The organism is Roseibium sp., assembly GCF_025698965.1.
Classification (GTDB): domain Bacteria; phylum Pseudomonadota; class Alphaproteobacteria; order Rhizobiales; family Stappiaceae; genus Roseibium.
Map to the genome: position 1 here is coordinate 1 of NZ_JAILWL010000286.1, position 8,383 is coordinate 8,383.

General features: G+C 54.3%; 8 protein-coding genes. 1 reads left to right on the forward strand and 7 read right to left on the reverse strand.

Annotated elements, in window-relative coordinates; all coding sequences use genetic code 11:
* From K5905_RS20850 to K5905_RS20880, 7 genes are all read right to left on the reverse strand, one after another.
* The coding region (locus K5905_RS20850) for a DMT family transporter (protein WP_297587244.1) at positions 1 to 698 on the reverse strand (698 nt) is incomplete at its 3' end.
* A gap of 2 nt (positions 699 to 700) precedes the next feature.
* The gene (locus tag K5905_RS20855; RefSeq protein WP_297587246.1) at positions 701 to 1,579 is read right to left on the reverse strand and encodes an ABC transporter permease; all 879 of its coding nucleotides are present in this window, start codon (positions 1,577 to 1,579) and stop codon (positions 701 to 703) included.
* Positions 1,579 to 2,580: an ABC transporter permease gene (locus tag K5905_RS20860; RefSeq protein WP_297587248.1), complete on the reverse strand. Its 1,002-nt coding sequence runs from the start codon at positions 2,578 to 2,580 to the stop codon at positions 1,579 to 1,581. Before K5905_RS20860 ends, K5905_RS20855 begins: the two co-directional genes overlap by 1 nt.
* Positions 2,574 to 3,380 (reverse strand): dipeptide/oligopeptide/nickel ABC transporter ATP-binding protein, encoded by an 807-nt coding sequence (locus K5905_RS20865; RefSeq protein WP_297587251.1) that lies wholly within the window; start codon positions 3,378 to 3,380, stop codon positions 2,574 to 2,576. The genes K5905_RS20860 and K5905_RS20865 overlap by 7 nt, the downstream gene beginning before the upstream one ends.
* A gap of 10 nt (positions 3,381 to 3,390) precedes the next feature.
* Positions 3,391 to 4,179 carry a dipeptide/oligopeptide/nickel ABC transporter ATP-binding protein gene (locus K5905_RS20870; RefSeq protein WP_297587254.1) on the reverse strand — a complete coding sequence of 263 codons (789 nt, stop codon included), beginning with the start codon at positions 4,177 to 4,179 and terminating at the stop codon, positions 3,391 to 3,393.
* Between the two features lie 4 nt (positions 4,180 to 4,183).
* Positions 4,184 to 5,752 (reverse strand): ABC transporter substrate-binding protein, encoded by a 1,569-nt coding sequence (locus K5905_RS20875; RefSeq protein ID WP_297587256.1) that lies wholly within the window; start codon positions 5,750 to 5,752, stop codon positions 4,184 to 4,186.
* Between the two features lie 388 nt (positions 5,753 to 6,140).
* Positions 6,141 to 7,535 (reverse strand): PLP-dependent aminotransferase family protein, encoded by a 1,395-nt coding sequence (locus K5905_RS20880; protein WP_297587258.1) that lies wholly within the window; start codon positions 7,533 to 7,535, stop codon positions 6,141 to 6,143.
* A gap of 80 nt (positions 7,536 to 7,615) precedes the next feature.
* Here K5905_RS20880 and K5905_RS20885 point away from each other — a divergent pair.
* The coding region (locus tag K5905_RS20885) for an EamA family transporter (RefSeq protein ID WP_297587261.1) at positions 7,616 to 8,383 on the forward strand (768 nt) is incomplete at its 3' end.

The window sequence follows — 8,383 nt, forward strand, 5'->3', positions numbered from 1 at the left end:
CTCAGTGTCATCAGGATGTGTGCAATGCCGCCGGCAAAGCCCGTGCAGACCAATAATCCAAGCTGGTTCCAGTTCGGCATTGTCCAGCCAAGCGGTAGAGTTGCTAGGCCCGCAATTGTGCAAGTGAGGGCAAAATAAAAGGCAATGGCACCCGCATTTTCAGTCAACGCCAAACTTCTGATCTGTACCTTTGCACCTGCTGTTAGAATTGCCATTGCAAGGGCAAGACCGACACCGATCAGATAGGCTGTATCAAGGTCGCTGGCTGTTGCTGTGGGGAGCACGAGAACGAGAACTCCGACAAAGCCGAACAGGATCCCGAACCAGCGTACACCGTTAACAGTTTCGCGAAGGAAAACTGCTGCCAGTACGACCGCGAGGACAGGCGCCAGGTAACCAATGATCGAAGCATGTGACAGTGGCAGATACTTGAGACTGGCAAAGCTTGCAAACATGGCAAGGCAACCCAGAACGCAGCGCGCGACATGACTGCGTGGGCGTCTGGTTCTAAGACCGGACGGAAACTCTCGCGTCCACATCAGAAACAAAATCAATGGGATCAACGCGAAGGCACTGCGGAAAAAGACAACCTGCCCGACGGGAATGGCGTCGGAAAGCCATTTGATGAACAACACCATCAGCGTAAAGAATACGGTCGCTCCAACCCGCAAGCCAATTCCCTTGAAGTCCATGGTCATGATCAGTCCGCTGAAAGTTCGTTGCTGCCGATGAGGTCGCGCAGCCGATCACCTGTCAAATTGATGGAAAGGACGGTTAAAAGTATCGCCAACCCCGGAAAAATCATCAGATGTGGTGCTGTTTGCATATAGGCTTTGCCGTCCAGCAACATAGCGCCCCATTCCGCGTTCGGCGGTTGCACCCCGAAGCCAAGGAAACTCAATCCGGAAATTGACAAGATGCTTCTGGACCACGCGTTGGTCCAAAGCACCACAAGGCTTGGCCCGATATTCGGCAAGATGTGACGCCATAGAATTCGGCGCGAAGGCAAACCGTTGAGTCTCGCTTGTACAACAAAGTCTCGGTGTGCCAGATCAACGCTTAGACTGCGTACAAGGCGCGCAAACTTCATCCAACCGACCAAAATGAGCGCCAACACCATATTGGTGGTGCTTGGACCCAGGAGGCCTGCGATTGTCACGGCGGCGATCAATTCCGGAAAGGCAAAAAAGCTGTCGGTAACCCGCATCAGTGTCACATCGGCAGCACGCCCGAAATGACCGGCGGCAAGACCGACTGCGGTTCCCACAATCGCGCCGACACTCGTAATAAGAAACGCCAGTCCTATCGACCAGACACCGCCATATAGAAGTCTTGTGGCAACGTCCCTTCCAAGCTGATCGGTACCAAGCCAATGGTTTGTGGTCGGTGGTGACAGCCTGTCCAAAAAGTTTGGCTCGTTCGGGGCATAAGGCGACAACAAGAAGCCTACGGCCAAGACAACCAGAAGGATCACGACCGAAAAGCCAAGCCGGACGAGGAACCGCTTCAGGTCTATCTCCGGGTTCGATTTCTGGGCATCCGCTTCTTCCAGGAAACCGGCATCTGCTTGAACCGTCATCACCGATCCTCCCCGGGCAAAACAGCCTCTTGAGGAGACCAAATGGAAATTCGCGGATCCATGATTTCCTGAAGGATTTCAATCATTGAATTGATGAAGACGTAAACCACCGCCGAAAACAGCACCAGGAACAGGATCATTGGATAGTCGCGCGACAAAACGGATCCTGCCAGCAGCGATCCTATGCCGCCACGCGCAAATGTCAGCTCGACGACAACGGTTCCTTCCAGGAGGCTTGCGATATCAAGCCCGATCATGGTGAGCGCTGGAACCGCTGCGTGCCGAAGAATATGTCGCCGGAAGATTTCGGCTTCGCTCACACCGCGCAAGCGAAGCGTTTCAATGTAAGGCGCTGCCTTTGCTTCGAGAAAAAACGCACGCAGAAGCCGTGTTTGCGACGCGGTGATCCAGAAAGCGAGCGTGAGCGCCGGCAGCACCAAATGTGATGGCGACCCGGTTCCGTAGGCTGGAAGCCAATTTAGATGCGCGGCAAACAGCAAGATCAGCAAAAGACCAAGCCAGTAATTCGGCATGGCCGCTCCAATTGAAGCGAGGGCAACGGATATCCTGTCGAACAGGCTGCCAGGCCGCCAAACTGCAATGGAACTCAGTCCGAATGCAAACACCAGGCCGATGACGAGCGCTGTCGCCGTTAGCGAAAATGTTTCAGCAGCATTGGCAACAAATATGTCCCATACCGGTGTATTTGAGGCGAAAGATTTACCGAAATCTCCTTGGGTAAATCGGGAAAGCCACTGAAAGAATTGAACAAAAAACGGCTCGTTCAAAGAGAATTCTTCGCGAATTCCTTCCAGGATTTCAGGTGGAAACCCCTGTGCATCCGGGTAGCGGGCATGTGCAATCGCCGAGGCTTTGTCGCCAGGTGCAAAATACGTCATGGTGAATGTGATCAGGCTCACGCCAAAAAGGACGCATAATAGCCCTGAGAGACGACGGCTGAACGCAAGAATGAAGGTAAAAACCTGCGATCTGCTTAGCATGGCGTTGCGGCCTTCGTTCCAGACACCTGGGCGACGGTTTCCGATAGACTTCCCAGTTCGTGGGCAGCGGCAATCAACTCTCGGCAATAGTCGCTTTCAGGGGTTTTGAAAAACGTCTCAGCGGATTGATTGGCCTCGACACGGCCACCGCGCAAAACAAGCATGTGGTCGGCATATGCAGCAGCAAATCCGAGATCGTGGGTCACGATCACAAACGTGGTGTCAAACCGCGTCTGTATCCGTTTCATCGTTGCCGCGATTTGCTTTTGAACAATCGCATCAAGCGCACTTAGCGGTTCGTCGAAAAAAATCAGGTCCGGTCGAGCGATTAGGGCGCGCGCAAGACAGGCCCGTTGTGCCTGTCCCATGGATACCTGAGCAGGACGTCGTTTTGCCATTTCCGGCGACAATTCCACATCGGCAAGTGCCGCCGAAACGGCTGATTTGAGTTCCAATGGACTCAGCTTTTGCGCAAAAACACTTTCCCCCACGGACACGCCGAGAGGCAACTTGGGATTAAGAGCCGAGATCGGGTCCTGCATCACCCATCGGCTACCGGATAAACCGGCGACACCTTTCCAACGTCCTTTGAGAGATACGGGACGACCGTTTTTCGGATGAAAAGAAAGGCTGCCAAAAGTCGCGGGCAAAAGTCCGTTGACTGCGCGCAGGAGGCTGCTCTTTCCCGAGCCGCTTTCGCCGACAATGCAAAGCGTATGTCCCCGCGGCAAAACAAAGGAGACATCCTCCAAAATTGATTTACCGTGCAGTCGTAATTGCAGTTTTTCGATACAGAGCATTTGACCTAAGTTATTCGGCCGCGACGGAATCCGTCGCTTCTTGGTTTGCGGATAAGTTCCAGTCGCGATGATTTACAAGCAATTGCCCATAGGTGGTTTCCGGTGCGCGCAGCAGTTTCCGGGTTTCACCAAACTCCACGATACGTCCAGAGGTCATGATCGCGGTTCGGTTGGCATGTCGGGCCGCCAGTGCCAGGTCATGAGTGACAATCAAAAGCGCGACATCATGTTTGCGGACATAAGCCATAACCGAGCGCAGTACCTGGGCCGCAATCAGCGGATCCAATGCCGACGTAGGCTCATCAAGGATCAGCAAACTCGGTTCACCGAGAAGTGCCATTCCCACTAATAGGCGTTGCTGCATGCCGCGGCTCCATTGATGGGGAAAACTGCCGCCAAGGGGACCAAGTCCAAGCTCATTCAGGAGCCCCTGTTGCGAGGTGGAAAAGTCCCTGGTTCCGGTCACGGCTCGAGCAGTTTGGCGCCATTGCCATTGCAGGCGTTTTAGTGGATCAAATCCATGGTCCGGATTTTGAGAAACATAGGCAATACCCTGTGGCTTTCCGGAGCGGCGTGACGTATCGAATTCCGTGATTTGTCCATTAAACGCAAGAAATCCGCCAACAGGTACAGCCGGGCGTTGCAGCCCCATTAAACAGCGCAGAAGCGTTGATTTTCCGGCGCCTGATCCGCCAACAACAGCGACGCATTCGCCTGGTTCGATATCGAAACTCACATCATCTAGCACCACCTGCCGACCGATACGGGCCGACAGGTTTTGCACTTTGAGCAGGCTCATAGCTTCAGTCTGCAAGTGTAAGATCCGGGGTTACGAGGTAAGTCTCGGCAGGGTGGATCTGATAACCCTCCACTTTGCCGTTACCGACCGAAACCTGTGTTTTATGAAACACCGGGATCAGTGGAAGCTCTTCGTTGATAATCTCCTGAATGCGGTCGTAATATTCTTTCCGCACTTCGTCATCAAAGCTCTCCCGGCCCTTTTTAAGAAGGTCATCCAGTTCTGAATTGGAGTAGCCGGAAAAGTTATATCCAACACCCGACTCAACAAGCGTGCTTGGGAAGTAGTTTGGATCACCAAGCGGTGCAGTTCCCCAGGCTTGCAGGTGCATTTGGATTTCACCCGCTTTGAGCGCTTCGTTGTTGGCGTCGTATTCAGCCATGGAAATCTCTGACTTGATCCCGATCTGCTGCAACAACGCCTGGGTGATTTCCAACGTCGGGCGCAACGCGGCGCGACCTTCATAGGAGCGAATTTTCAGGGAAATTTCGGCACCATCCAACTCGCGGTTTCCGTCGCCGTTGGTATCCTTGATATCTGCCTTATCCAGAAGGGTCATCGCTTCATTCGGGTCATAGTCCAGTGAAAGGCTGGTATTGGCCCAGGAAGTCATTGAAGCCGGAAAAATACTGTTAGCGACTTCTCCGCCAACGCCACTCAAAGAGGCTGCAACGATTGTTTCGCGATCAAGACCAAGAGAGATTGCTTTGCGAAGAGCGTCGTTGGAAAGGGGACCATCGGCGGTGCGGACCTGAAAGAAGAACAACCGCGTTGTTGGGTTCGCGAAAAGTTGCCCCTCTCCCTTTTCCTTCAAGCGGGCAAAATCAGGCTCCGGATAGTTGGTTACAAGGTCGACGTCTCCAGCTTGCAGCGCAAGTGCGGCGACCGAAGGATCGGAAAGAGCGTCCATAACGATGCCATCAAGCTTGGGCTCTCCACCCCAATAGTCCGCGAACTTGCGAGTCTGATAGGATTTGTCGGTTTCGGCAGAAGCAAAAACAAAGGGACCTGTGCCAATCAGTGGCAACTCTTCGGTGCCTTCTTTCATCACAGCTGCGGAAGGTTCAGTCAGCGACCACAAAAATGCTGAATTGGGTGACTTGGTCTTGAACACCAACGTGTTGGCGTCCTCCACCATGATGGTCTCAAGGTCGAGCAGCTTTGACAAACGAGGATTGTGGCCTGGTTGACCCTCGGTATCCAGTTTTTCAAAGGATGATTTCACAGCCTCCGCGGTCATCGGCGAACGATCATGAAATTTGACGTCGGTGCGGAGCGTCAGTTTCCATTCGGTGGGCGAGAGGTTTTCGAAACTCTCAGCGAGCCGCGGCTGCATTGTCATGTCATGCGCCAGACCGATCAGAGTTTCAGAAACACCGGCGCGATTGCTGAGCCACCCATTTTGTCGGGCTCTGGGATCCGGCACGCTGCTCTTCGGGCCGAAAGGTACGGCAATGCGCAAAGTTTTTTCGTTTGCGTGCGCATTTTGAGTTGGCATTGCAATTGCGATCATCGCGAAAGAGCCCAAGCCAAATGCCGCTGCAAAGGCCGATTTGAATTTCCGGTTTGGCAATGTGTTCTCCAGAATAAAAACATGACTGACTGACACCACAATGCGTATACGTAATGTTATTACATTTCAAATAGATTTTTGGCTCCGGGCCCAGTACCGGCATTGTGCCTTCATGCAATGGAGAATTTTCGTGAGAAACAGGCCGATTACGACTTCGGACCAAATTACCGGACTCTCACGATTGAAAAGACCATTGCAGCTGAGGGCTTCCACAGTTCCTGATTGCTGCTTGCTGTTTCCGAGACTTGACGAACCGGCGGAACAGGGCCAGCCACCAAAGCGATCGTGAATGACGGCAATGCGAGTGAGGGAACCATCCATCTACACACGTCCGTGGTGCAATTTGATCTGTAAATCACACTTACCCGAATGGACGCTTGCTTCGAAGTCAGATGCTGAGCATGTAGCTGGAGGAGGGGGCCTTTATCAGGTCGGCGACTTTTTGTAGGGCCTGTTTCAACCTCATCTCGTTCGGTTCATGGCTGAGACAGATCCGTATCGCTTCCGGCACACCGTCCGGTTGGGCGGAAAAACTGCGCGCTTCGCTGACCAGGACGCCCTGCTGCGCACATTGGGCACGAAATACATCGGCTCTCAGGTCATTAAATAGCGGCAGCCAGATGTGAAGGCCATTGATGTCGGAAGCAAACTCGACGTCACCAAGGATCGATCGAGCCAGGGCCTGTCGTTTTGCCGCGAGTGTACGTTGCCTGGTTGCCAGTTCGCCGGCAAGTCCGTCAACAATCAGCCGGGCCGCGACTTCGAGCATCAAGGGGGGCGTCATCCAGACGCTGAGATTGATTGCCTGGCGCACCCCCGGCATCAGACGCTCAGGTGCCCGAAGGAAGCCAACCCGTAATCCGGGCGCGACGGCTTTCGACAGGCTGGTCACATAGACCGTGTGATCCGGCGCGCGCATTGCGATTGTTTCGGGTCGATCAGTCTTGAGCGGGCCGAACACGTCGTCTTCGATGATGATCACACCATATCGGTTGGCGATTTCTGCGATACTCTGACGCCTTGTGTCCGAAAGTGTCACGGTCGTCGGGGCTTGCAGCGTGGGTGTGAGGTAAAACGCCCTGGGTTTTGATGTGCGGCACTGCTCTTCAAAGCTGTCGGGTATGACACCGGCCGTGTCCATATCCACCTGTCTGGTATGGAGCCCCAAACGCTCGGCTATGGCGCAGATTGGCGTATAGGTGAGTTGTTCCGTCAGCAGCAGATCGCCCGGGCTCAGGATCGATGTCAGCACGCATAAAAGACCATGCTGTGCACCCATCGTCGCAACGATTTCTTCCCGTCGGGCTTCAACACCGCACTTCTCCAGCCACTTCAATCCTGCATTGGTGTGTGCTTCCAGTTCCGCCTCTGCTTGATAGTCGAGAAGCGAATGCAGACCGGATCCACCGGATATCTCATTCAAGATCCGCCGGACATGAGGCTCGGCGAAACCGGGAAAAGGCAGGTTTCGGGACAGGTCAACCGGCCCCGTCTGCGGACGGTGCAACGTGTTTGGCTTTTCATGCGGCACGCTATCGTCAATGGAGCGGACGAAAGTCCCGCGTCCGACTTCACCGCGCAGGAGGGCCCGTCTGACGGCTTCCGCATAGGCGCGGCTGGTCGTATTGGCGGACACGTCAAGCTGGTAGGCAAGTTCGCGGTGGGGGGGAAGCTGCGTGCCCGTTGCCAGGCGTCCTGATGCGACGTCTTCAGCCATCGCCTCAACGATCTGAAGATATTTCGGGCCGCTACGCCCTTCCAGGTCTGGAAGCCAAATTGCCATCGTATCAATGTTTTGATTGCATCTATGCAATAATGGCGCAATTTCTGAATGCGTCAATACAATTTCAGCAGGTCAGTTCAATGGCGCTCTTTTCACCTTCAGTCGGCAAAGGCATCGTGCTGTCGTTGCTCAGTCTCGTCCTTCTTGGCGTCATGCCGGTTGTTTCCAACTTGCGACCGGCTGCAATCGATGCATTGACCTTTGCGCTCGCTCTTTCGGTCTGGCAGGTCGTTTTCGCGCTCCCAGTGTTCGGGATCGAACTCAAACGCGGCACCCGCGGCATCTTTGGGGTCAGCCTGTCGTCTCGTGCGCGCTGGCGCATGGGGGCAATTGCGCTGCTCACCGGGGCGCTTTTCGGCATGTCGACATACCTTTATGTTCTGGGGGTGGAAAAGGCAGGGGCCACAAACGCCGCTATCGCGATCCAGGCCTATCCCCTTTTCGCGATCCTGTTGGAAAGCCTGTTCCTGAGGCGACACAAGACAGCCGTCGAATTGGCGCTGACGGCTATGCTGATGGCGTCGCTCTACTATCTCGGTACCGGCGGAACATTCAGGATGTTGAACCTTTCACCCTGGTTTCTGGTGTCGCTGGGGGTGCCGCTTCTGTGGAGTATCGCGCATGTGATCATCAAGGAGGAGTTGAGCAGCACACCGGTAACCCCGGCTCAGGTAACGTTCTTTCGCGTGGTTATCTCGTCGGTGTTTCTCGCCGGCGTCGTGTCTGTGGTCGAACCGTCAGGCCTTCTTGCGATGGGATATGCGATCCTGCAACCGATATCGGCATTGATGGGGCTCATCTACTTTTTGGAATTGATCGTCTGGTTCTATGCGGTGCGTCACATCGAC